The sequence below is a fragment of the Dongia rigui genome, assembly GCF_034044635.1.
In the GTDB taxonomy this organism is placed as follows: domain Bacteria; phylum Pseudomonadota; class Alphaproteobacteria; order Dongiales; family Dongiaceae; genus Dongia; species Dongia rigui.
In genome coordinates this window covers 942,084-964,982 of record NZ_JAXCLX010000001.1, presented here as the reverse complement: position 1 = coordinate 964,982, position 22,899 = coordinate 942,084, and the positions used below count along the sequence as shown (strand labels likewise).

Sequence of the window (22,899 nt, the reverse complement as noted above, 5' to 3'; positions counted from 1 at the left end):
CATGCTTTACAATCTGCTCGCACCATTGGCCGAAGACCTCCGCGTCTTCAACCTGTTCCGGTATCTGACGTTCCGGAGCGGCGGTGCGATCCTGTTCGCCTTCTTCCTGACCCTGGTCATCGGCCCGGGCATGATTCGCTGGCTGAAGAAACTGCAGCGTGACGGCCAACCGATCCGCAGCGACGGGCCGGAAAGCCATCTCCTCACCAAGAAGGGCACGCCGACCATGGGCGGGCTCATGTTCCTGCTCTCGGCCAGCATCACCACGCTGCTTTGGGCGGACCTCACCAATGTCTATGTCTGGGTCGTGCTGTTCGTCACCATCGGCTATGGCAGCATCGGCTTTGCCGACGACTTCCTGAAACTCACCAAGCGCAATACCAAGGGCCTCAACGGCCGCTTCAAGCTGATCGGCCAGGCCGTCATCGGCATCGTTGCGACCATCGTCGTCGTGTCGCATCAGCCGGCCTCGATCGGCACCAGCGTGGCGCTGCCCTTCTTCAAGGACGTGCTCATTCCCTTGGGGTTTGGTTTCATCGTCTTCGGCGCGCTTGTCATGATGGGCGCCTCGAACGCGGTCAACCTCACCGACGGCCTCGACGGCCTCGCCACCGTGCCGGTGATGATCACGGCGGCCTGCTTTGCGCTCATCGCCTATCTGGTCGGCAACCAGATCTTTGCCGAATATCTGCAGCTCCATTTCGTGCCGGGTTCCGGTGAGCTTGCCGTCTTCTGCGGCGCGCTTTGTGGTGCGGGTCTCGGCTTCCTGTGGTTCAACGCGCCGCCGGCCATGGTCTTCATGGGCGATACCGGCTCGCTCAGCATGGGTGGCGCCTTGGGCGCCATCAGCGTCATCACCAAGCACGAATTGGTGCTGGCCATCATCGGCGGCCTCTTCGTCCTTGAGACGGTCTCGGTGATCGTCCAGGTGATGAGCTTCAAGATGACCGGCAAGCGCGTCTTCCGCATGGCGCCGCTGCATCACCATTACGAAAAGAAGGGCCTGGCGGAGCCGACCATCGTCATCCGCTTCTGGATCGTCGCCGCCGTTCTGGCGCTGATCGGCCTTGCCACGTTGAAGCTGCGTTAAGGGAAAGATGAGCGAGCTCAGCCTCCATATCCCGGGTATTGCCGGCCACACCTATGCGGTGCTGGGCCTCGGCCGTTCGGGTGCCGCGACGGCCGAGACGCTGATCCGTTCGGGTGCGCGCGTGCTGGCCTGGGACGATTCCGAGACGGCGCGGGCGATGGTCCCGGCCGACATCCTGATCGACCTCAAGACCGTCGATTTTGCGGAAATTGATGCCCTGGTGATGAGCCCCGGCATTCCGCTGACGCATCCCGTCCCGCATCCGGTGGCTCTCGCTGCCAAGGCAGCGGGCAAGCCGATCATCTCCGATATCGAATTGCTGGCGCTGGCGCAGCCCCAGGCACGTTTCGTCTGCATCACCGGCACCAATGGCAAGTCGACGACGACGACCCTCATCGCCCATATGCTGAAGGCGGCGGGGCGCAAGGTCGAAGTGGGTGGCAATCTCGGCCAGGCGGCGCTGAGCCTCGCGCCGGTCGGGATCGACGGCATCTATGTGCTGGAACTCTCGTCCTATCAGCTCGACATCACGCCGACGCCGATCGCCGACATAGCACTCCTCCTCAATATCACGCCCGACCATCTCGACCGGCATGGCGGGATGGCGGGCTATATCGCCGCCAAGGAACTGATCCTGCGGGCGAAGGGCAAGTCGAGCCTCGGCATCGTCGGCCAGGATGACGAACCCTGCCGCCAGCTCTTTGCCAAGCTGAAGGGCGGTGAGCGCCGCCTCATTCCGATCTCGGTCGAACAGCCGGCATCGGGCGGCGCCTATGTCGACAAGAACGGCCTGCTGATCGATGCCGTTCGCGGCGCCGCGACGACCGTGCTCGATCTGAAGTCGATCGCGCGCCTGCCGGGCAAGCATAACTGGCAGAACGCGGTTGCGGCCTATGTGACCGGCAAGGCCCTGGGCCTGTCGGCGGAAGCAATTGTCGCCGGCTTCGAGAGCTATCCGGGCCTTGCCCATCGGCAGGAACTGATCGCCACGGTGAACGGCGTCCGTTACATCAATGACAGCAAGGCGACCAATGCCGATGCCGCCGAAAAGGCGCTCGCCTGCTATGACAACGTCTATTGGATCCTCGGCGGCAAGGCGAAAGAGGGCGGCCTGGCCGGTCTCGAACCCTATTACAACCGCATCCGCCATGGCTTCCTGATCGGCGAAGCGGCACCGGCGTTCCTGAAACAGATCAACCGCGCCTTTCCGACGACGATCAGTGGCACGCTCGACAAGGCCGTGGCTGAGGCGCATGCCCTGGCCCAGCGCGAGAAGAAGCCTGGCGCCGTGGTGCTGTTGTCGCCGGCCTGTGCCTCGTTCGACCAGTACCCGAACTTCGAAATCCGCGGCAGCCGCTTTCGTGCCCTCGTCGAGCAAGCCACCGGCGTGAAGGGGGCAGCATGATCAGGGGTTTCGCCCGCACCGATCGCTCGATGGTGGCCCAGTGGTGGTGGACGGTCGACCGCTGGATGCTGGCGGCGGTGATCGCGCTCGCTTTCATCGGCGCCATCCTGGTGCTGGCGGCAAGCCCCGCGGTCGCCACCCGGATCGGCATGGACAGCTTCGCGCTCGTGCGCCGTCATTACGCCATGCTGCCGCTGGCGCTGGGCACCGTGATTTTCGTCTCCATGCTGTCGGCCAAGCAGGTGCGGCGCTTGGGCGTCATCCTCTTCTTCGTCTTCTTCGGCCTCACGGCACTTACCCTCTTCGCGGGCGTCGAGATCAAGGGCGCCACGCGCTGGATCTCGCTTGGGCCATTGTCGCTGCAGCCTTCCGAATTCCTGAAGCCCTGCTTTGCGATCTTCGCCGCCTGGATGTTCGCGCTGCAGAAGACATCGCCCAATATCCCCGGCAACATCATCGCCATCGGCGCCTATCTTGCGACCATCGCCCTGCTGTTGAAGCAGCCGGATCTCGGCATGACGGCGGTCGTCACCGCGACTTGGGCGGCGCAATTCTTCATTGCCGGCCTGCCGATTTTCTGGGTGCTGCTGCTGGTGGGTCTCGGTGCCGCCGGCCTCGTCGGCGCCTATTTCGCGCTGCCCCATGTCACCGAGCGTGTCGATCAGTTCTTCAATCCGGAAAGCGGCGACACCTACCAGATCGATCGCGCTCTTGAGGCCTTCCAGAACGGCGGTCTCTATGGCAAGGGTCCGGGCGAAGGCTCGGTGAAGCTGGTCCTGCCCGACGCCCATGCCGATTTCGTCTTTGCGGTGGCGGGCGAAGAATTCGGCCTCATCGTCTGCCTGATCCTGGTGGCGCTCTTTGCCTTCATCGTGCTGCGCGCGCTGTCGCGGCTGCTCGGCGAGCACAACCATTTCATCATCCTGGCCGCCACCGGCCTTGTCACCTCGTTCGGCCTGCAGGCCATCGTCAACATGGCCTCGACCCTGCATCTGATGCCGACCAAGGGCATGACCCTGCCGTTCATTTCCTATGGCGGCTCGTCGATCATCGCCATCGGCCTCGGTGTCGGCATGCTGCTGGCCCTCACGCGCCGGCGCTTCCCGGGGAGCGTCGAGCCATGATCGCAAACGACAACCGCGTGCAGATCGTGCTCGCCGCCGGCGGGACCGGCGGCCACATGTTCCCGGCCGAGGCGCTGGCGACGGAATTGCTGCGCCGTGGCTGCCGCGTCGACCTCATCACCGACGAGCGCGGCCAGGGCTTCGGCAATCGCCTGCCGGAAGTGAACGTGCACCACGTCGCAGCCGGCGGCGTCGCCGGCAAGGGTTTGGTGCCCAAGATCAAGAATCTCGCCCGCCTGGCGCTGGGTTATCTGCAATGCCGCAAGCTGATCAAGCGCCTGGATCCGGTGGTAACGGTCGGTTTCGGCGGCTATCCCTCCGTCCCGCCGCTCCTTGCCGCGCAACAGCGCGAAAGCCGCACGGTGCTGCATGAGCAGAACGCGGTCGCGGGCCGCGCCAATCGGTTCCTGATGAAGCGCGCCAGCAAGGTGGCTCTGAGCTTCGACAAGGTGCGCTTCTTCGAGGAACTCCCGGCCGACAAGATGATCGTCACCGGCAATCCGGTACGCCCGGCGATCAGTGCCCTTGCCAACCAGGCCTATCGCGCGCCGCGCGGTTTCGAGCCGATCAATCTGCTGATATTCGGCGGCAGCCTGGGGGCGCGGTCGTTCTCGCGTCATATCCCGGCTGGTGTGGCACTCATTTCGCCGGAACTGCGCAGCCGCCTTAAGATCGTGCAGCAATGCCGCCCCGAGGATATCGACGAGGTTGCCGCCGCCTATAAGGCGACCGGGCTCGCGGTCGAACTTAAATCCTTTTTCGACGACATGCCGCAGCGCCTCGCGGCAGCGCATCTCATCGTCTCGCGCGCGGGTGCCTCGACCGTGACGGAACTCACCGCCGCCGGCCGCCCCTCGCTGATGATCCCACTCCCCAACGCGATCGACGATCACCAGCTCGCCAATGCCCGCGCTCTCGAAGGGCCTGGCGCCGGCTGGGTGCTCACCGAATCCGCCATGTCCCCGGCCTCGATCGCCGAGCGATTGACGACAATCTTGAGCCATCCCGACCGGCTCGATCTTGCCGCCGCTGCTGCCAAGAAGCTTGGCCGGCGCGATGCGGCGGAGCGCCTGGCCGATGTCGTGATGAGCCTCGTGCCGGCCAGCCGGAAACCCCATTTGCAGACGGAGCCAGCGTAATGCGCGCCCTTCCACTCGACATCGGCGTGATCCATTTCGTCGGCATCGGCGGTATCGGCATGAGCGGCATTGCCGAGATTCTGCACAATCTCGGCTACAAGGTGCGCGGCTCGGATCTCGCCGACAGCTACAACACCAAGCGCCTCAAGGACAAAGGCATCCCGGTCGAGATCGGCCATCGCGCCGAGAATCTGGCCGACGCTGCCGTCATCGTCATTTCCTCTGCGGTGAAACCGGATAATCCCGAAGTTCTGGCCGCGCGCGCCAAGCTGCTGCCCGTCGTCCGCCGTGCCGAGATGCTGGGCGAATTGATGCGTCTCAAATGGTCGGTCGCCATCGGCGGCACGCACGGCAAGACGACGACGACTTCGCTGGTCGCGGCCCTGCTCGAGGCCGGCGGCTTCGATCCGACCGTCATCAATGGCGGCATCATCAACAATTACGGCACCAATGCGCGCCTGGGTGCCGGCGACTGGATGGTGGTCGAGGCGGATGAAAGCGACGGCACCTTCGTCAAGCTGCCGGCGACCATCGCCATCGTCACCAACATGGACCCGGAACATCTCGACCATTACGGCTCGGTCGATGCGATGAACCGGGCCTATGAGGAATTCGTCAAGAACATCCCGTTCTATGGTTTTGCGGCCCTGTGCATCGATCACCCGGTGGTGCAGGCGATGATCCCGCGTCTCGCTGACCGGCGCATCATCACCTATGGCTTCTCGCCGCAGGCCGACATCCGCGCCATCGATATCGAAATGGCGCCCACGGGCTCGACCTTCACCGTCGTCGTCAGCGACCGCTTCCGGGAAACCGAGCGCGAGATCAAGAACATGAAGCTGCCCATGGTCGGGCAGCACAATGTGCAGAACAGCCTCGCCGCCATCGCGGTTGCCAATGAGATGGGCGTCGATGACGACACGCTGCGCAAGGGTCTTGCCGGCTTCGGGGGTGTCAAACGTCGCTTCACGCGGACCGGCGAAGTGGCTGGCGTCACCGTCATCGACGATTACGGCCATCACCCGGTCGAAATCTCGGCGGTGCTGAAGGCAGCGCGCCAGGCGACGCAAGGATCGGGCGGCAAGGTCATCGCCGTCATGCAGCCGCACCGCTATTCGCGCCTTGGCAATCTGTTCGAGGATTTCTGCACCTGCTTCAACGACGCCGATCACGTCATCATCGCCGAGGTCTATGCGGCGGGTGAGGCGCCGATCGAGGGCGTCAGCGGCCAGGCCCTGGTCCAGGGCCTGCGCGAGCGTGGCCATCGCCATGTCGAACACCTCAGCGATCCCAAGGATCTGGCCGGGATGGTGGCGCCGATCGCGCATAAGGGCGATCTGGTCGTGTGCCTGGGTGCGGGCACCATCACCACCTGGGCGCATGCGCTGCCCGGTGAACTGAAGCCGTTGCTCGAGGGCAAATGATGAGGCCAGCCATGACCAGACAGTCATCGCTCATCGACAGGTTGCCAGCCGTCCGTGGCCGGCTGACCGAGGGTGCCAGTCTCGCGAAGGTCACCTGGTTCCGCGTCGGCGGGCCGGCCGAAGTGCTGTTCAAGCCGGCCGACGTCGCCGACCTGCAGGCCTTCCTTGCCGGCTGCCCCGCAGACGTGCCGCTCACGGTGCTGGGCGTCGGTTCCAATCTCCTGGTGCGCGACGGCGGCATTCCGGGCGTCGTCATTCGCCTCGGCCGCGCCTTCGCGGAAATCCGCACGGATGGCCGCAAAGTCTTCGCTGGGGCCGCGGCGCTCGATCTCAACGTGGCCTTGGCAGCACGGGCGGCTGGTATCGGTGGCCTCGAGTTCCTCTCCGGCATTCCAGGAACGATCGGTGGCGCAGCCCGAATGAATGCCGGCGCCTATGGCAGCGACCTTGCCGCTGTCTTCGCGTCGGCGACGGCGCTTGATCGGCAAGGCGTCATGCATCGCCTCGACAAGGACGGCATGGGCTTCACCTATCGCCACAGCGCCATTGCTGAGGATTGGATTTTCTGTGGCGCCGAGTTGGAAGGACAGCCGACCGACGCGGCTCTCATCCAGCAGCGCCTCAACGAAATTCAAGCGGCGCGCGAAGAGAGCCAGCCGGTGCGGGCGCGGACCGGTGGCAGCACCTTCGTCAATCCGACCGGCCACAAGGCGTGGCAGTTGGTCGACCAGGCGGGCTGCCGGGGTTTAAGCGTCGGCGGCGCCATGGTCTCGGAAAAGCACTGCAATTTTCTGATCAATACAGGCGCCGCCACGGCGGCCGATATCGAGACTCTGGGCGAGACGGTGCGCCGCCGCGTCAAGGAAACCAGCGGCATCGAGCTCGCCTGGGAAATCAAGCGTATCGGCGTCACCGCGGACTCACCGCTGGCGATCGCCGCAAAGTCTGAAGCGTAAGTGGAGTTGGTTGTAGTATGAAGCGCGTGACGGTCCTGATGGGTGGTTTGTCGGCAGAGCGTGAGGTCTCCCTCGCCTCCGGGGCCAATTGCGCGTCCGCTCTCAAGGAAGCCGGCTATGCCGTCGAGACGCTCGATGCCGGGACCGATCTGGGGCATCTGATCGCGCAGTTGCAGCAGCAGAAGCCGGACGTGGTCTTCAACGCGCTGCATGGCCGCTATGGCGAGGACGGCAACATCCAGGGCGTCCTCAACCTGCTGAAGATTCCCTATACGCATTCCGGCCTGATGGCGTCCTCCATCGCCATGGACAAGACCATGGCCAAGCGCCTCTTCACCGATGCGGGCCTGCGCGTGCCGGAAGGCAAGCTGCTGAGCCGTGCCGAGGTGATGGCCGGCGATCCGATGCCGCGCCCTTATGTGGTGAAACCCTATAACGAAGGTTCCAGCGTCGGCGTCAACATCATCCGCCCCGGCGACAATGCCAAGCCCTTTGCCGGCATCGACTGGCCCTATGGCGAGTTCGTCCTGGTCGAGCGCTTCATTCCTGGCCGCGAGCTCACCTGCGGCATCATGGGTGACGAGGCGATGGCGGTGACCGAATTGCGGCCGAAATCCGGCTTCTACGATTACGCCAACAAGTACACCGAAGGCTTCACCGAGCATCTCATTCCGGCGCCGCTGCCGGCAGATGTCTATGCCGAATGCCAGCGCATGGCGGTTGCTGCCTACAAGGCGGTCGGTTGCCGGGGTGTTGCGCGCTGCGACTTCCGCTACGACGATACCGGCACCGGCGGCGTGGGTGAGGTCTATCTGCTGGAGATCAACACCCAGCCCGGCTTCACGGCCTTGAGCTTGGTGCCGGAAATGGCCCGCCATGCCGGCATTCCGTACCCGAAACTCGTTTCCTGGATGGTGGAGCGCGCGCAATGCGACGTGTAAGCGCGCATAAGGGTGCCGCCGCCGCCAGCCTGTCGATGGCGGGGCCGATGCCGCGCAAGCGCCAGCTCAGCGCTACCCAGCGCGTGCCGGTCAGGAAGCGTCCGCGCTCGGCGATCGAGCGTCACCTGACCACGTTTGGGCTGGTCGTGGGCATCAGCGCTGCCGTCGGTGGCCTGGGCTATTGGAGTTTCAGCAGCGGTTGGGTGAGCTATCTCACCGCAAGCGTGAGCCAGCATTTCGTCTCCGCGACGGCCGATGCCGGCTATGCGCTGTCGACGCTGGAAGTCGACGGCCGCAAGGAAACGCCCAAGGACGACATCATGCTGGCCTTGGGCGCCATGAAGGGCGATCCGATCCTCGACATCGATCTCGAAGCGGCGCGCCAGCGCATCGTCGATCTGCCCTGGGTCACCAGCGCCGTGGTCGAACGGCGCCTGCCAGGCACGCTGCGCGTCACCTTGACCGAAGCCGAGCCGCTGGCGCTGTGGCAGAAGAAGGGCGATTTCTATCTGGTGAGCGATACCGGCGATGTGCTGGCGGTGAAGGATGTCTCGCGCTTCGGCAAGCTGCCGGTCATCGTTGGCGACGCGGCGCCCCAGAAAGCCGGAGCGCTCTTTGCCATGCTGAACCTCGCGCCGGACCTGCAGAAGCGGGTGACCGCGGCCGTCCTCATCGGCAACCGGCGCTGGAACCTGCGCCTCGACAACGGCGTCGATATCAAGCTGCCGGAAGTGGCGGCCGACACCGCCTGGCAGAAATTCGCCGCGCTCGAGAAGCAGCATCATCTGCTCGACAAGGATATCAGCATCATCGACCTGCGCCAGGACGACAAGCTGGTGGTGCGCCAGGCGCATCCCGCCGTCGCCGAGGACGCAGCCGGCGATGGTGCCAAGAAATCGACCAAGACCCAGGACAAGACTGAGCCGGAAGCGAATCCGGTCCTGACGCCGGCGGCGACGCCGGTTTCGGCCCCGGGCGCGAAGAACAACGCGACCTGAGGCGGGAAGACAAAGAGATGAAGAAGCCACGTATCGCGCCCAAGAACGGATTGATTGCCGCCATCGATGTCGGCAGCAGCAAGATCTGCTGCTTCATCGCCCGTGTCGCGGATGACGGGCGGCCGAACGTGGTCGGCATCGGCCATCAGGTTTCGCGCGGTGTTCGCGCCGGGACGATCGTCGACATGGAACAGGCCGAGATGGCGATCCTTTCGACCGTCCACGCCGCCGAGCAGATGGCCGGTGAGACGATCCAGGAAGTGGTGCTCAATCTTTCGGGCGGTTACCCGGCCTCGCAGACCGTCGGCGTCGAAGTGCCGCTGTCGGGGCGCGAAGTGGCCGAGCATGATCTGGAGCGCGTGCTGATGCATGGCAGCCAGATCAACGGCAATGCCGAGCGGCGCCTCATTCACTCGATCCCGGTCGGCTATTCGATCGATGGGTCCAAGGGCATCCGCGACCCGCGCGGCATGTTCGGTGAGCGACTCGGCGTCGACATGCATGTCATCACCGCTGCCGCCGGTGCCGTGCGCAACCTCACCAATTGTGTTGCGAAATGTCACCTCGATATCAAGGCGCTCGTGGTATCGCCTTTCGCCTCGGGTCTCTCGACTCTGGTGGATGACGAAATGGATCTCGGCGTCACGGTGATCGACATGGGTGCCGGCACCACGTCGCTTGCCGTCTTCTTCGATGGTCACGTCGTCTATACCGATTCGGTGCCGATCGGCGGTGGCCATGTCACCAACGACATCGCCCGCGGCCTCTCCACGCCGCTCACCCATGCCGAGCGCATGAAGACGCTCTATGGCAATTGCCTGGCCACGCCGGCGGACGAGCGGGAAATCATCCAGGTGCCGCAGGTGGGCGAGGAAGAGAATGGCCTGATGAACGCCATTCCGCGCTCGATCCTCATCGGCATCATCCAGCCGCGGCTGGAAGAAACCTTCGAACTGGTTCGTTCGCGCTTGGAGAGCTCCGGCTTCGACAAGGTGGCGGGGCGCCGCGTCGTCTTGACCGGCGGCGCCAGCCAGCTTTCCGGCGTGCGCGAACTGTCATCCCTCGTGCTCGACAAGCAGGTGCGCATGGGCCGTCCCTTGCGCGTCCACGGTCTTGCCGATGCGACCAACGGGCCGGCCTTTGCCACGGCATCCGGCCTGCTCTCTTACGCCCTCGAAACCGACGCCGAGGCACTTCACCCCGGCAAACCCCGCGAACAGGCATCTGGCGGCTTCATGGGCCGTTTCGGTACCTGGCTAAAAGACAATTTCTGATCATGCGTACGGAATAAGCGACCTTAAAAAAGGAGGCACCTCAATGACGCTCAATCTCTCTCTGCCCCAAGACCCGTTCGATATCCGCCCGAAGATCACTGTGATCGGTGTGGGTGGCGCCGGCGGCAATGCCGTTTCCAACATGATCCGCTCGAAGCTGGAAGGCGTCGAGTTCATGGTGGCCAATACCGATGCCCAGGCTCTGCAACAATCCTTGTGCGAACGTCGCATTCAGCTTGGCAACACCGTCACCAAGGGTCTTGGTGCCGGTGCCCGACCGGATATCGGCCGTGCATCTGCCGAAGAAGCGGTGCGTGAAATCGCCGAGCAGCTGGCCGGGTCCAACATGGCCTTCATCACCGCCGGCATGGGCGGTGGCACGGGTACCGGTGCGGCCCCCGTCGTTGCGCAGATCGCCCGCGAACAGGGCATCCTTACCGTCGGCGTGGTGACCAAGCCCTTCCATTTTGAAGGTGCGCATCGCATGCGCCTGGCTGATTCCGGCATCCAGGAACTGCAGCAATACGTCGATACCCTCATCATCATCCCCAACCAGAACCTGTTCCGCATCGCCAACGAAAAGACCACCTTCGCCGACGCCTTCAAGATGGCCGACGAAGTGCTCTATTCGGGTGTGCGCGGTGTCACGGATCTGATGGTCATGCCGGGCCTCATCAACCTCGACTTTGCGGATATCCGCGCTGTCATGAGCGAGATGGGCAAGGCGATGATGGGCACCGGCGAAGCCACCGGCGAAAACCGCGCCATCGCCGCGGCCGAGGCGGCCATCTCCAACCCGCTGCTGGATGAAGTCAGCATGAAGGGCGCTCGCGGCGTCCTCATCAACATCACCGGCGGCATGGACATGACCCTGTTCGAAGTCGACGAGGCGGCCAACCGCATCCGCGACGAGGTCGACCCCGATGCCAACATCATCTTCGGTTCGACCTTCGACCAGGCGCTCGATGGCAAGATCCGCATCTCGGTGGTGGCGACCGGCATTGAATCCATCGCCCAGGTGCAGCCGCGCGGCAACGGCATGTCGAGCGGTCTTTCGATCGTCGCCCGCAATCCCAACCCGCAGCCCGGCAGCTTTGCTGCTAACCCGCAGTCCGGCGGCTTCACCGCCGAGCCGCGGATGGATGCAGTTGGGTCAGGTTCGCTTGCGGCACAGTCGGTCGGCGTCCAGGCCGTGAACGCTTCGGCGCGCTCGGCCACGACGATGGGCCACCCGCAGATGGGTCACACGGCGATGATGACCCCGACCATGGGGGCCACTGCCCTGCAGGCCCAGCCAGTCCGGCCGATCCTGAAGGACGAGATGACGGCACTGGAAGTCAGTGTCGGCCAGAAGCAGCCGGAACGTCAGCCCGATCGGCCCTCGTCCAGCGCTTTCATCGCCCCGCCGGCGATGGAAGCCCGGCAGCAGCCGATGATGGCCCAGCCGGTGGTGCAGCCGAGCGTCTCCGCCTCCAGCCTCAACCTGTCGGCGCGGCCGGCGTTTGAACAGCCGCGGGCGGAAACGGTGCCGGCCCAGGCTTTGCAGAACGCCATGCAGCAGCCGACCGGGCAGGGTGAAGCGCGCAAGAAGGCACCGACGCTGTTTGAAAAGATGACCAGCCGCTTCGCTGGCCAGGGCAAGACCGCCATGCCGACCCGCGATGCGGTCCCGGCCGGTGTGCAGCGTCCGGAGCCGCGGGTGACGCGTCCGGAAGCGCCGGTCCAGCCCTCGCTTAACCTCGATCCGACGGAGCGCCTGACGCAGATCCGTCATGAGGAGGAAACGCTGGATATTCCGGCCTTCCTGCGCCGCCAGGCGAACTGAGCCTGGGGCAAGCTGAGCTTGTTCCGAGCGGGAAGGGGGCAATTCGGCCTCTTCCCGAGGTGCCTATGAACTGATCAGGGCCTGGGTGGCGATGGCTGCCCGGGCTCCTTTTTTGCTCCGATAACAATCACTTGGGTAAAGTGACCCGACCCCACCCTTATACTTGAGCGGGACGCGCCGCCCGCCTATAGTCGAGCCGCTTCGGCCCGGGGAAATGGATCTATGGCGACTCGAAACAGTTTGAAATCAAGTGCTTGGCGCCGCATTCCGGTCGGAGCGATGGCCACCCTGCTGACGGCGGGCTGGCTTGCCGCCTGTTCCACTCCCGACCCGGAAATTCCCGATACCCCGGTCGAGACGCTTTATAACAACGCCAAGGATTCGCTCGATTCCGGCCAGCCGGAAAAGGCTGCGAAGCTGTTTGACGAAGTCGAGCGCCAACACCCCTATTCGAAATGGGCGACACAGGCCCAGTTGATGTCGGCCTATTCCTATTACCAGGTCGACAAATACGACGATGCCATTCCAGCGCTCGAGCGTTTCATCGAATTGCATCCGGGCAATCGCAGCGCCGCCTATGCCTTTTATCTGCGTGCGCTCTGCTACTACGAGCAGATCGAGGACGTGACTCGCGACCAGGGCAATACCGAGTTGGCGCAGCGTGCGCTCTCAGACGTGGTGGCGCGCTTTCCGAACACGCCCTATTCGCGCGATGCCACGGTGAAACTCGATCTGGTGCGCGATCATTTGGCCGGCAAGGAAATGGATGTCGGCCGCTATTACCAGAAGCGCGGCCAGTATCTGGCAGCGATCAACCGCTTCAAGACCGTGGTCGACAAGTTCCAGACCACCAGCCATGTGCCGGAGGCGCTGGAGCGCCTGACAGAATCCTATGTGGCACTCGGTGTCTTCGCCGAAGCGCAGAAGACGACGGCGGTACTCGGCTACAACTATCCGGGTTCGCAATGGTATCAGGATGCCTACGCCCTCATCACCAGCAAGGGCCTGACGCCCGAAGGGAGCGAGGCCGACGCGCCGATCGCGCTGGTCGACCCTGCCACGGTCAAGGGCCTGGGTGGAGCAGCGACAACGGAAGCGACGCCTGACGCGCTGACAGCACCGCCTTCGGATGTGGCGCCGGCGCCTGACGCCGTGCCGGTCGACCCGGTGACGGGCCTGCCCTTGTCCGATGCCAGCGCGGCACCCGTGCCGGCGGCTCCGAGTGACGGCGGTCAGGGCCCGGCGCTTTCGACTAATTCGACCGAGGATTTGATGGCTCCGGAGCCGGGGAACGATCCTTCCGGCGAGCAGGTCCTGCTGCCGCCGGGTGAAACCCCGGCTCCGCAATAAGCCTGGGCCGGCGGACCATGTTGGTCGGCCTCACCATTGGCAATGTCGTTCTCATTGAAAAGCTGGAACTCGGCTTTGCGCCTGGCTTGACGGTGCTGACCGGCGAGACGGGCGCCGGCAAATCGATCCTGCTTGATGCCTTGGGACTCGCGCTGGGTGCCCGCGCCGAGAGCGGGCTGGTGCGGGCGGGTGCGGCACAGGCCGTCGTCACGGCGGAATTCCATCTGCCCACCGACCATGCCGCCCTCAATCTGCTCGACGCGCAAGGGATCGAGCGCGACGAGAACCTCATTCTGCGCCGGCAACTGGGCAGCGACGGACGCAGCCGCGCCTTCGTCAATGACCAGCCGGTGAGCGTCGCCTTTCTGAAGGCGCTGGCCGAGCACCTGATCGAAATCGAGGGCCAGTTCGAGACCCATGGTCTGCTCGATCCGGCGACGCATCGGGACCTCTTGGATGGCTTCGGCGGCCATAAGATCGAACTGGCGCGCACAGTCGAGGCCTATCGCCAGTGGAAGGCGGCAGATAACGCCCTGGGCGAGGCACAAGCCGTGCTTGAAAAGGCGCGCGCCGACGAGGATTTTCTGCGCCACGCCGTGGCGGAACTGGAACTGGCCGATCCGCAGGCGGAAGAAGAGACCAAGCTTGCCATGGAGCGGCAGTTGCTGCTGGCCGGTGCGCAGGTCATCGACGCCGTCAACGCGGCGCATCAGGATCTCGCCGGTGACAAGGGGGCCGACCGCGCGCTGATCTCGGCCGAACGCCGCCTGCAACGCCTCGGCGATAAGCTCGGCGAAGCGCTGGGTGCGGAACTCGCGGCCATCGCCGGTTCGCTCGATCGTGCGGGCGTCGAGCTCCGCGATGCCATCGCCGGCATCCAGAATCTGCAATCCTCGCTCGATGCGGACCCGGCGCGATTGGAGCGGGTCGAGGAACGGTTGCATCTGCTGCGCGATCTTGGCCGCAAGCATCGCGTGCGCGCCGACACGCTGCCGGACTTGCTGGCCGATTTGTCCGCACGCCTGCAAATGATCGACGGCAAGAGCGGCGACATTGCGGGCCTTGCGGCGCGGGCGGCGGAAACGCGCAAGGCCTATCTCGCGGCGGCCGGTGCGCTGACGCAGCTGCGCCAGAAGGCCGCCAAGACGCTGGACGCCGCCGTGACGAAAGAACTGGCGCCGCTGAAGCTGGAGAAAGCACGCTTTGCCACGCGGATCGAGGCCTTGCCCGACGCGCAGCTTGGCGAAAACGGCGCCGATCGCATCGCCTTCGAAGTGGCAACCAATCCCGGTGCCGAGCCGGGGCCGATCCAGCGCATTGCCTCCGGCGGCGAGTTGGCGCGCTTCATGCTGGCGCTCAAGGTATCGCTGTCGCGCGCACAGCCGGTGCCCACGCTGGTGTTCGACGAGGTCGATGCCGGAATCGGCGGTGCCACGGCAGCGGCGGTGGGCGAGCGGCTGAAGCGCCTGGCCGAGCAGTTGCAGGTCCTGGTCATCACCCATTCGCCCCAGGTGGCAGCACTTGGCGCGCAGCATTGGCGGGTGGAAAAAAAGGTCGCCAAAGGCGTGACCTCGACCACCGTGGCGACCCTGACGAAAGAGCAGCGGCGCGAGGAAATCGCCCGCATGTTGTCGGGTGCTACCATCAGCGACGAGGCCCGCGCGGCAGCCGACAAGCTGCTGAAGGGTGCTGCATGACCAGTAAGAAGGCGCCGGTCCAGAAACCCGTCGATGAACTCGACGTGATGGAAGCGTCTTTCGAACTGGCGCAACTGGCCAAGGACATCGAGCATCACCGCAAGCTCTATTACCAGAAGGACGCACCCGAGATTACGGATGCGGATTTTGATGCGCTGATGCAGCGCAACGAGGCGATCGAGAAACGCTTTCCCAAGCTGAAGCGGACCGACTCGCCCAGCGACAAGGTGGGTGCCGAAGCGGCGCAGGGTTTTGCGAAGGTCGCGCATCTCACGCCAATGCTCTCGCTCGACAATGCGTTTGCGCCCGAGGACGTGACGGATTTTGTCGACCGCATCCGCCGTTTCCTGGGCCTGCCTGCCGAGACGCCTGTACCGCTCGCCGCCGAGCCGAAAATCGACGGTCTCTCTGCCAATCTTACCTATGAAGACGGCGTTTTCGTGCGCGGGGCCACGCGCGGCGACGGTGCCGTGGGCGAAGACATCACCGCCAACCTCAAACATGTGGCCGGTGTGCCGTTGCGACTGAAAGACGGCAACCATCCCGCGCGGATCGAGATCCGCGGCGAAGTTTACATGTCGAAGGCCGGCTTCCTGAAGCTGAATGACGCGCAGGAGGCAGCCGGCAAACCGGTCTTCGCCAATCCGCGCAATGCCGCTGCAGGGTCGTTGCGCCAACTGGATGCCAGCATCACCAAGTCGCGGCCGCTGCAGTTCTTTGCCTATGCCTTTGGCGCCGTCGAAGGATTGAAGAAGCGTCCCGAAAGCCAGCATGGCCTCAACGAGCAGCTCATGGCCTGGGGTTTCAGCGTCAATCCGCGCCGCAAGGTGACGCATGATCTGGCCGAGACGCTGGCCTTCTATGAAGCTGTGCAAAGCGACCGCGCGACACTCGATTACGATATCGACGGTGTCGTCTACAAGGTCGACCGGATCGATTGGCAGGAGCGCCTAGGCTTCATCGGTCGTGCGCCGCGCTGGGCGATCGCCCATAAATTTCCGGCCGAACAGGCGCAAACGACCCTCAAGTCGATCACGATCCAAGTCGGCCGCACCGGCGTGCTGACGCCGGTCGCCGAATTGGAACCGGTCAATGTCGGTGGTGTCATGGTCGGCCGCGCGACGCTCCACAACGAAGACGAGATCGCGCGCAAGGACATCCGGGTCGGCGACCGGGTCATCGTGCAGCGCGCCGGTGACGTGATCCCGCAGGTCGTCGCCGTGCTCGATGCCGAGCGCAAGGGCCGCAGCGCGCCGTTCAGGTTCCCGACGGCTTGCCCCGTCTGCGGCAGCCATGTCGAACGCGTGCCAGGTGAAGCAGCGACCCGCTGTACCGGCGGCTTGATCTGTCCGGCGCAGGCTGTCGAACGGCTGCGCCATTTCGTGTCGCGGATGGCCTTCGATATCGATGGCCTGGGTGGCAAGCATATCGAAGCGTTCTTTGCCGACGGACTCATCAAATCGCCGGCCGATCTCTTTCGCCTGAAGGACAAGCGCGACATCCTGCTAGATCGCGAGGGCTGGGGCCAGCTCTCGGTCGACAACCTGTTGCGCGCCATCGAGACGCGCCGGCAGATATCGCTGGAGCGATTCATCTATGCCCTCGGCATCCCGCAAATCGGCGAGGAGACGGCCAAGTTGCTGGCGCGTCACTATTTGACCTTGGATGCCTGGCGCGCGGCGATGCTGGCTGCCAAGGACCCTGAGAGTGCCGCCTATCAGGATCTCGCCACCATCGCCCGCGTGGGGCCGTCGATCCGGGCCGACCTCATCGAGTTCTTCGACGAAGCGCATAATCGTGCGGTGGTCGAAGATCTGGCCGGTTTCGTTGCCGTGCAGCCTTTCGTGCCGCCCAGAGTGGGCGATTCAAAGGTGGCCGGAAAGACGGTTGTCTTCACCGGAACCCTGGAACAGATGACCCGCAACGAGGCCAAGGCGCGGGCCGAGAGCCTGGGCGCCAAGGTGGCAGGGTCGGTGTCCAAGAACACGGATTACCTCATCGCCGGCCCTGGCGCAGGTTCCAAGGCCACCAAGGCGAGCGAACTTGGTATTGTGGTATTATCGGAACAGGAGTGGCTTGATCTGATCGGGGGCTAGCCCATCGAATGTTCGATCGGGGTGACATAAGATCCGCGAGCGTCCTGGCCGGCTATGACTACTGGCTTGGCAAGCAGCGTGCGCTCGGCGACCCGGACATGTTGCCGGCGCGTCGCGACCTCGATCCCGTCCTCGATGTTCCGCGCCTGCTACCGCATCTGATGCTGATGGATGTGCAGCACGATCCGCTCGATTTTCGCTACCGCCTGGTGGGCTCCGCCCTGCGCCGGCACATGGCCGAGGACTGGACCGGCCGCTATCTGAGCGACATTCCCTTCCAACGCCAGGGTTCGACCGTCTGGGACAATAATCTTCGCGTGTTGAAAGAGCGGCGTCCATTGCTGGCGCGGCCGCCTTATATCGGCCCGCACAAGGATTTCCTCTTTGTCGAGAGTGTGATCCTGCCGCTTGCCGCTGATGGCCAGTCGGTCGACATGTTGCTGTTCGCCGTCGACTTCATCGGCAGTGCCGCCATGGCCGCCAAGTCTGCAAGATAAGACAGGTTCACGCCATGTTCGATGCCCCGCGCGCGGGTGTCTTTGCCGCCAAGACATCGGCGGATCGTCAATCGGCGGGTGAGGGATCAGCGCGGCGCCACAGCTTGGCTTGATCGAGCAATTCCCGCGACCTGGCGCGATGGGGGCCGTAATCTTCCAAGGCAATGAACTGGCTGACCTCAGGCCCACCTTTCGTGAGCGGCCAGATGCCATATTCATAGCTGAAGGATCCGCCGACCAGCGTCTTCACGGTGCTCAGTCCATAGACTGGCTGCGCCGTCTCGAAGCAATGCCGGTAATGCGCCAGCCAGCTTTCTTCCTCGCCGGGCGGAATGAGCTGGTCGAGATAGTGGCCGGTGAAGTTGAGGCCGGTCACATGCACCACTTCGGTGCCGACCAACCGATAGCGCACCCGGAAAGGGCGCTCGACTTCCGAGATGAGGATATAGGGCAGCAGGAGGGGAATGGCGGCCGGATCGAGATCGGCCCTGTCGGGCAATGGGCGGTCGAGGGCGTTCTTGCGCCACCAAGCATCAAGTTCCCTCACCCGCGCCGATTGGGATCGCTTGATATCCAGCCACGCCGTCATGCCACCTTCCGAGCGCTATGATGGCAGGAGGGTAGAATGTCCGACGGTTCTTCACAACTGAAAGAGATAAATCGATATATTTAAGTATGTGTTCTTGGGCAAAATTAGACCTGGTCGCTCAGTTTTCCTTGGCGTCGGGGCGCGGTGCCGTTGGCAAATGTGGTGTTGTGGCTTGGCTCGATATCCGCTCGCGGAACGAGCGCACATAGGTGGCGACGGGGTCGTCCCTATCCGGCAGGGTGATGACTTCGGCCGCTGAGTTCATTGCGGCCGCCATGCCTAGCCGGTCGTTTCCATAATCGCCGACTTCAAATTCCAGCACGGCATCGACTGGAATGCGATAGAGACTGCCGATCCGGAAATGACGCAGTTTGCCGGCTGCACAAAGCTTGCGCACATGACTGCCAGAGCATTCCCAGCGTTCGGCCAGTCCGTCGAGTGTGAAGGGGCGCCCGCCATTCATGATGTCTTGTGGGTCAGGCGTTTTCACATCTTCTTCCGACATTTTCATTTCTCCCTGTCGGGCCGCGGCTGCCCGCCATCATTTGGCTGAGCTTGCGGATAAGGCCCCGATGAGAGTTGAAATGGCGGCCGGCCACTTAAGTTTCATGGCTCGAGTTTCAACGGCAAAAAAAAAGCGGCCCCGTCGACAGCGCGCGGGAATGCGGACAAACTATTCGGATCTAAGGGAAAGATGGTGCCGCCTCGCGGAATTGAACCGCGGACCTACTGATTACGAATCAGTTGCTCTACCCCTGAGCTAAGGCGGCGCCGGGCCTTGTTGGCGCGGGCCGGAAGCTAGTTTATCAGCCGGGCGGCGTCAACAGAGGCGGCATCGGAATTCGCACCGGCCTCCGTCTTTCGCCCAGCGTCGCTGCCGGCGGTCAGAATCGTGATTTCCCTTGTCCGATCAACAGGTTCTGCTCCGCCAGCGGGCTTTGCAGCAAGGCTAAGAGCGGCGCCACCCAGCCGGGCGGCGGCGCCATGGCGCCATTCCAGGCTGTCGATCGCCTGGCATTGCGGACAAACCAGCTGCCAATGACCGCTTTCCGGGCCGGCCTCGCCGCGATGGCCGCACTGGCGGCAAATCCAGGCAGCGTCCGGCCGTGCAGCACTGGCGGCGTCGAGCCAATGGTGCGCCGTCACCGGATCGTGCCGCTCTCGCTCCTCGAGCACAGCCAGGGCCCGGCAGGTGGCGCGGGCCGGGCCACCCAGCTGCTCGGTTTCGATGGCGGCAAGGCGGTCGACGTGACGGCGGGCTTCGCCCCAAAGCTCGGCGGCGATATCGGCCTCCGCCAGGATGCGATGGCTTTCGACATGATCCGGGTTCTGCTTCTGCAGGCGTTCCAGGCGCTGTGTGCGCTCCAGCGGCTTCTCGTTCTCGCCCAGGGTCAGATAAAGCTCGCCCAGGATTTCGTGTGGATGATCGTCCCAGATCTGCTCGACGAGGCGCATCGCCTCCTTGCGCTTGCCCTGGCGCAACATCAGGCGCACCAGCACATAGCGCGCCGGGGCGAAATCACCGGCAAGCTTCACGGCTTCGCGCGCCGCACTCATGGCGACATCGACCGAGACGTCTGTGCCGTCCGGGATGAGCGCCTGCCGCGCTTTCTCGGTCAGCAGAGCGGCGCGGCGGCGCTGCCCAATCTTGGCGTCGATAGCGCCGGCCCGCACCAGGGCCTTCAGGCTTTCATCGGCGGAATCGAAGCGGCCCGCCTTGGCCTGCAGGCGCAAAGCCGTTTCCGCCGCCCATTGCGCATGCGGGTTGGCGGCAAGCGCGCGTTCCGCGAGGCGCCGCGCTTCCGTCTCGTTGCCTTCTTTCATCGCCGCATGGGCAAGTCCGCGCAGGCCGAGGATCGCGGTTTCCGGCGTCTCGGCCAGCGCTTTGAAATGGGCGTGGGCCGCCACGTCATCGCCTTCAAGCTGTGCTGCCTGGGCCGCCAGCAGGCGCGTAATGGGTGGTTCGCCATCCCGTTTGGCGAGCAGTTTGCGGGCCTGCAGGGACAGGCGCTTCGCCTCCCGCGCATCACCGGCCGCGGCAGCCGCAAGACCGCGCGTCAGGATCTGGTAGCCCTTGGCTTCCCGCGCCGCCCCGCGCATGGCGCCGATATCGCCGGGCACCGCGATGATGCGCGCGACGATGCGACCGACCGCATAAAGCAGCACCAAGCAGACCAGCACTCCCAGTAGAGACAGCGCGATCGGGTGCAGGTCGATGCGATAGCCGAACCAAACCAGGGACAGATTGCCGGGCTGGTTGGCAAGGTAGACGGCGACCGTGACCAGGATGGCCAGCTTGATGACGAACCAGAGGACGCGGAAGAAGGTCATCGCCGCTTGCCTCTCAGTTCGACGGTTCAGCGGCTGGCGCGCCGACCGCGGGCGCCAGCGCCTCGGCGGAGATCACCGCGAGATCGGCCCCCGCCGCATCGACAGCGAGCCTTGCCTCGGCCTGGCTGAGCCAGACCTTCGCCGCTTCGCCGGCCTGGCCGGTCAGTGCCTTGATCTCGGCAGCGGCGCCGGCAAGGTCGCCGCTGCTAAGCCGCGCTTCGCCACGGGCAAGATGTGCGAGCGCACCATCCCCTTCGACCTCGCCCACCGGCCGCACGGTCACGAGTTCGGAGAGGCGCGCAAAGGTCTTCTGCAGCCAGGACGTCTCGATGCCGACCGATTCACCGGCCGTGTCGGCAGCGGCACCTTGCGCGATCTTTTCGGCCGGGAACGCGGCCTGGAGTTGCGCCAAGGTCGGCGCGCCGTCATTGGCAAAGGGCTTCAGGGCGCCAAGGGTGGGGGCAAGCCTTGCCGCCAGATCGGCATCGGCGCGGCCCAGATCCTCGGTGGCCGCAAGCTCCGCGGCGAACGGTGCCTCGCTCCCCAGCGCAGCGCGCAGCTGGCCGACCGTCAGCACCAAGGCCGCAGCGCGCTGACGCTTGAAGCCGGCTTCGGCATTCTCCTGCGACAGGTTGCCAAGATCGACGCCGAGGGATTTGGCCTGGGTCTCGAGTGCGGTGAGCCGGTCGCCGAGCGCGCTGACATTGTCGAGCTTGGCCTTGGTCGTTTCGATCTGCGCCTTTTGCGCTGCCGTCTCGTTGCTGAGGAAATCGAGCCGCGTCGTCGTGTCGCCGAGGGCGGCGAATTTACCTTCGAGCTCGGCGATGCGTGCGGTGAGCGCGCTGACATCGGCGGCCGGCACTTCCGGCATCGCGGCGCTGGTGGCATCGGATGTGCTGGCCGCGGCGGCAGCTTCCGGCGCGGGCAGGTTCTTTAACTGGTCTTCGAGCGCCGCCAGGCGCATCTCGATGGGCCCAAGATCCAAGGGCGTTGCCGTGTTGGCCGTATTGCCGGTCGCCTGGGCCAGCTGGTCTTTCCAACTGGTGATCTCGCTCTGCAGCGCTTCGATATCGTGGCGCGCTTCGCTGTCCACCGCCTCGCGATTGCCCAGCGCGTCCTTCAATGCGGCGACATCGGCCTGCAGGGCCGTGAGCGCATTTGCGTCGGTTGCCGGTACGGCGGCGATCGGCAGATAGGGGCGCCAATAGGGTTCGGCGACGACCATGCCGGCCCCGGCGACGGCGCCGGCGATGAGGCCAAGGACAAGGGCGCCGCCCCGGCCGGTGCTGGCCGGCTTGGGCATGGCGGCGACGATGGCGGCGCCGGCCACGGCATCGCTCGCTGCAGCAGCGCGGGTCTTCTCGTCGATTTCCGCCGCCGTGCCGGGAGCGCGGCCGTCTTTGCCTTCGGTCGCTGGATGGGACATTTCCGTCTCTCTCCTTTTCTGCTCCGCATCGACCAGGGCCAGCAGGGCCGCGATGTCGGGTTGCGCCGCGATTTCGACGCGGCGCCAATCGAGATCCTTGAGTTCGCGCGCCACGGCGGCACTGAGGCACAGCGCCGTCACATCCTTCAAGCCGTCCTTGGCGCCACCGGCCTTGCGCCAGAGATCGACGAAGGTGCGGGCCGAGCGCGGCGAGAACAATGCCACGGCATCGATCCCGCCCAGGCGCAGATTCATCAAGGTGCCGGGTGGCAGTTCGCTGGCAGGCACCGCGTCATAAAGCGTCACGCGCCGCACCGTGAAGCCCGCTGCTTCCAATTGGCCTTTGAGATCGCCAGCAAGACTGGATCCCGCCGCATGCAGCAAGGCGCCGTCGCCGGCCTTGAGGCGATCAGCCACAAGTGTGGCAAGGCTCGTCACGTCGCCGGCGGCACTTTCGATATCGGTGAAGCCCAGCGCCCTTGCGGTCGTTGCGGATCCGTCGCCGACGGTGAAAACCTTGATGTCGCGGCGCGCCTCGGCTGCCGCAAAGCAGCGGGCGCCATTGGCGCTGGTGAACAGCACGGCCTGGACATTGCCCAGATCGATTGGCGGATTGGGCACCGGCTGGATCGTCAGCAGCGGTTCGACCGCGACATCGATCCCGCGCGCGGCAAGGCTCGCGGCGAAGCTGTCGGCGTCTTCCCTGGGTCGCGTGATGAGGATGCGCATGGGGTGAA

18 protein-coding genes and 1 tRNA gene are annotated in these 22,899 nt (G+C 64.6%); 14 read left to right on the top strand and 5 right to left on the bottom strand.

Annotated elements, in window-relative coordinates:
• Position 1: 1 nt before the first annotated feature.
• The 14 genes from mraY (at position 2) to SMD31_RS04275 (ending at position 17,816) form a co-directional block, all read left to right on the top strand.
• Positions 2 to 1,090 (top strand): phospho-N-acetylmuramoyl-pentapeptide-transferase, encoded by a 1,089-nt coding sequence (gene mraY / locus SMD31_RS04340; RefSeq protein WP_320499499.1) that lies wholly within the window; start codon positions 2 to 4, stop codon positions 1,088 to 1,090.
• Between the two features lie 7 nt (positions 1,091 to 1,097).
• Positions 1,098 to 2,495, top strand: a complete 1,398-nt coding sequence (gene murD, locus SMD31_RS04335; protein ID WP_320499498.1) for a UDP-N-acetylmuramoyl-L-alanine--D-glutamate ligase — start codon at positions 1,098 to 1,100, stop codon at positions 2,493 to 2,495.
• Entirely contained in the window at positions 2,492 to 3,619 is a 1,128-nt protein-coding gene (locus tag SMD31_RS04330) for an FtsW/RodA/SpoVE family cell cycle protein (protein ID WP_320499497.1), read from the top strand. Before murD ends, SMD31_RS04330 begins: the two co-directional genes overlap by 4 nt.
• Positions 3,616 to 4,758: an undecaprenyldiphospho-muramoylpentapeptide beta-N-acetylglucosaminyltransferase gene (murG, locus tag SMD31_RS04325; RefSeq protein ID WP_320499496.1), complete on the top strand. Its 1,143-nt coding sequence runs from the start codon at positions 3,616 to 3,618 to the stop codon at positions 4,756 to 4,758. The genes SMD31_RS04330 and murG overlap by 4 nt, the downstream gene beginning before the upstream one ends.
• Positions 4,758 to 6,182 carry a UDP-N-acetylmuramate--L-alanine ligase gene (gene murC, locus SMD31_RS04320; RefSeq protein ID WP_320499495.1) on the top strand — a complete coding sequence of 475 codons (1,425 nt, stop codon included), beginning with the start codon at positions 4,758 to 4,760 and terminating at the stop codon, positions 6,180 to 6,182. Before murG ends, murC begins: the two co-directional genes overlap by 1 nt.
• Positions 6,182 to 7,138, top strand: a complete 957-nt coding sequence (gene murB, locus SMD31_RS04315; RefSeq protein WP_407652119.1) for a UDP-N-acetylmuramate dehydrogenase — start codon at positions 6,182 to 6,184, stop codon at positions 7,136 to 7,138. The genes murC and murB overlap by 1 nt, the downstream gene beginning before the upstream one ends.
• 17 nt (positions 7,139 to 7,155) lie before the next feature.
• Complete coding sequence (locus SMD31_RS04310) at positions 7,156 to 8,079, top strand: D-alanine--D-alanine ligase (protein WP_320499493.1); 924 nt, start codon at positions 7,156 to 7,158, stop codon at positions 8,077 to 8,079.
• Positions 8,067 to 9,077, top strand: coding sequence for a cell division protein FtsQ/DivIB (locus SMD31_RS04305; RefSeq protein ID WP_320499492.1), 1,011 nt, complete (start codon positions 8,067 to 8,069; stop codon positions 9,075 to 9,077). Before SMD31_RS04310 ends, SMD31_RS04305 begins: the two co-directional genes overlap by 13 nt.
• A 17-nt stretch (positions 9,078 to 9,094) precedes the next feature.
• Positions 9,095 to 10,351, top strand: a complete 1,257-nt coding sequence (gene ftsA / locus SMD31_RS04300; protein ID WP_320499491.1) for a cell division protein FtsA — start codon at positions 9,095 to 9,097, stop codon at positions 10,349 to 10,351.
• Positions 10,352 to 10,394: 43 nt separating this feature from the next.
• Complete coding sequence (gene ftsZ / locus SMD31_RS04295) at positions 10,395 to 12,176, top strand: cell division protein FtsZ (protein WP_320499490.1); 1,782 nt, start codon at positions 10,395 to 10,397, stop codon at positions 12,174 to 12,176.
• Between the two features lie 279 nt (positions 12,177 to 12,455).
• Positions 12,456 to 13,526 (top strand): outer membrane protein assembly factor BamD, encoded by a 1,071-nt coding sequence (locus SMD31_RS04290; RefSeq protein WP_320499489.1) that lies wholly within the window; start codon positions 12,456 to 12,458, stop codon positions 13,524 to 13,526.
• Between the two features lie 17 nt (positions 13,527 to 13,543).
• Positions 13,544 to 15,223, top strand: coding sequence for a DNA repair protein RecN (recN, locus tag SMD31_RS04285; protein ID WP_320499488.1), 1,680 nt, complete (start codon positions 13,544 to 13,546; stop codon positions 15,221 to 15,223).
• Positions 15,220 to 17,319, top strand: coding sequence for an NAD-dependent DNA ligase LigA (ligA, locus tag SMD31_RS04280; RefSeq protein WP_320499487.1), 2,100 nt, complete (start codon positions 15,220 to 15,222; stop codon positions 17,317 to 17,319). Before recN ends, ligA begins: the two co-directional genes overlap by 4 nt.
• 8 nt (positions 17,320 to 17,327) lie before the next feature.
• Positions 17,328 to 17,816 carry a PAS domain-containing protein gene (locus SMD31_RS04275; RefSeq protein WP_320499486.1) on the top strand — a complete coding sequence of 163 codons (489 nt, stop codon included), beginning with the start codon at positions 17,328 to 17,330 and terminating at the stop codon, positions 17,814 to 17,816.
• A gap of 67 nt (positions 17,817 to 17,883) precedes the next feature.
• Here SMD31_RS04275 and SMD31_RS04270 read toward each other — a convergent pair whose 3' ends face one another.
• From SMD31_RS04270 to SMD31_RS04250, 5 genes are all read right to left on the bottom strand, one after another.
• Positions 17,884 to 18,405: a PAS domain-containing protein gene (locus SMD31_RS04270; RefSeq protein WP_320499485.1), complete on the bottom strand. Its 522-nt coding sequence runs from the start codon at positions 18,403 to 18,405 to the stop codon at positions 17,884 to 17,886.
• Positions 18,406 to 18,523: 118 nt separating this feature from the next.
• Positions 18,524 to 18,910, bottom strand: a complete 387-nt coding sequence (locus SMD31_RS04265) for an excisionase family DNA-binding protein (protein ID WP_320499484.1) — start codon at positions 18,908 to 18,910, stop codon at positions 18,524 to 18,526.
• A 190-nt stretch (positions 18,911 to 19,100) separates the two neighbouring features.
• Positions 19,101 to 19,175, bottom strand: a tRNA-Thr gene (locus SMD31_RS04260).
• Between the two features lie 28 nt (positions 19,176 to 19,203).
• Positions 19,204 to 20,736 (bottom strand): heme biosynthesis protein HemY, encoded by a 1,533-nt coding sequence (locus tag SMD31_RS04255; RefSeq protein WP_320499483.1) that lies wholly within the window; start codon positions 20,734 to 20,736, stop codon positions 19,204 to 19,206.
• Positions 20,737 to 20,749: 13 nt separating this feature from the next.
• Positions 20,750 to 22,891 carry a uroporphyrinogen-III synthase gene (locus SMD31_RS04250; protein ID WP_320499482.1) on the bottom strand — a complete coding sequence of 714 codons (2,142 nt, stop codon included), beginning with the start codon at positions 22,889 to 22,891 and terminating at the stop codon, positions 20,750 to 20,752.
• Positions 22,892 to 22,899 lie beyond the last annotated feature (8 nt).

What these genes read in the sequence shown, in the direction of transcription:
- mraY (WP_320499499.1), top strand. Translation starts at nt 2, where the DNA reads ATGCTTTACAATCTGCTCGCACCATTGGCCGAAGACCTCCGCGTCTTC.
- murD (WP_320499498.1), top strand. Translation starts at nt 1,098, where the DNA reads ATGAGCGAGCTCAGCCTCCATATCCCGGGTATTGCCGGCCACACCTAT.
- SMD31_RS04330 (WP_320499497.1), top strand. Translation starts at nt 2,492, where the DNA reads ATGATCAGGGGTTTCGCCCGCACCGATCGCTCGATGGTGGCCCAGTGG.
- murG (WP_320499496.1), top strand. Translation starts at nt 3,616, where the DNA reads ATGATCGCAAACGACAACCGCGTGCAGATCGTGCTCGCCGCCGGCGGG.
- murC (WP_320499495.1), top strand. Translation starts at nt 4,758, where the DNA reads ATGCGCGCCCTTCCACTCGACATCGGCGTGATCCATTTCGTCGGCATC.
- murB (WP_407652119.1), top strand. Translation starts at nt 6,182, where the DNA reads ATGAGGCCAGCCATGACCAGACAGTCATCGCTCATCGACAGGTTGCCA.
- SMD31_RS04310 (WP_320499493.1), top strand. Translation starts at nt 7,156, where the DNA reads ATGAAGCGCGTGACGGTCCTGATGGGTGGTTTGTCGGCAGAGCGTGAG.
- SMD31_RS04305 (WP_320499492.1), top strand. Translation starts at nt 8,067, where the DNA reads ATGCGACGTGTAAGCGCGCATAAGGGTGCCGCCGCCGCCAGCCTGTCG.
- ftsA (WP_320499491.1), top strand. Translation starts at nt 9,095, where the DNA reads ATGAAGAAGCCACGTATCGCGCCCAAGAACGGATTGATTGCCGCCATC.
- ftsZ (WP_320499490.1), top strand. Translation starts at nt 10,395, where the DNA reads ATGACGCTCAATCTCTCTCTGCCCCAAGACCCGTTCGATATCCGCCCG.
- SMD31_RS04290 (WP_320499489.1), top strand. Translation starts at nt 12,456, where the DNA reads ATGGCCACCCTGCTGACGGCGGGCTGGCTTGCCGCCTGTTCCACTCCC.
- recN (WP_320499488.1), top strand. Translation starts at nt 13,544, where the DNA reads ATGTTGGTCGGCCTCACCATTGGCAATGTCGTTCTCATTGAAAAGCTG.
- ligA (WP_320499487.1), top strand. Translation starts at nt 15,220, where the DNA reads ATGACCAGTAAGAAGGCGCCGGTCCAGAAACCCGTCGATGAACTCGAC.
- SMD31_RS04275 (WP_320499486.1), top strand. Translation starts at nt 17,328, where the DNA reads ATGTTCGATCGGGGTGACATAAGATCCGCGAGCGTCCTGGCCGGCTAT.
- SMD31_RS04270 (WP_320499485.1), bottom strand. Translation starts at nt 18,405, where the DNA reads ATGACGGCGTGGCTGGATATCAAGCGATCCCAATCGGCGCGGGTGAGG.
- SMD31_RS04265 (WP_320499484.1), bottom strand. Translation starts at nt 18,910, where the DNA reads ATGTCGGAAGAAGATGTGAAAACGCCTGACCCACAAGACATCATGAAT.
- SMD31_RS04255 (WP_320499483.1), bottom strand. Translation starts at nt 20,736, where the DNA reads ATGACCTTCTTCCGCGTCCTCTGGTTCGTCATCAAGCTGGCCATCCTG.
- SMD31_RS04250 (WP_320499482.1), bottom strand. Translation starts at nt 22,891, where the DNA reads ATGCGCATCCTCATCACGCGACCCAGGGAAGACGCCGACAGCTTCGCC.